The organism is Massilia eburnea, from assembly GCF_009720745.1.
GTDB classification, from domain to species: Bacteria; Pseudomonadota; Gammaproteobacteria; order Burkholderiales; family Burkholderiaceae_D; genus Rugamonas; species Rugamonas eburnea.
The window spans coordinates 1-255 of record NZ_WNKX01000103.1; the positions used below are offsets into that span (position 1 = coordinate 1).

1 protein-coding gene is annotated in these 255 nt (G+C 61.6%); it reads right to left on the reverse strand.

Going from position 1 to position 255, the window contains the following annotated elements; translation table 11 throughout:
- The coding region (locus GM658_RS29035; RefSeq protein WP_170299042.1) for a hypothetical protein at positions 1–255 on the reverse strand (255 nt) is incomplete at both ends.

The following is a 255-nucleotide window of genomic DNA, read 5'->3' on the forward strand; positions in this document are numbered from 1 at the left end:
TGCCCTGATCATCCTTCTTGCCGAAGTCACTGCCGCCGCTAATGCCGCCCGCCATGCTGACGTAGCTGGCCGAGTAGCTCATCTTATTTTCAAGATTGGACGTGGTCAGCGCGTTGGTGGTCAGCTCGGAATCGGTCGTGTTAGTGCTGGCGATAGCGCCGCCTTTCAGGTCAACCGTATCGGCCTTGACGTGGTAGCCGCCGTCGCCGGCGAACAGGCCCGATTGCTGGCCGACCGAGGTCGAGCTGCCATGGC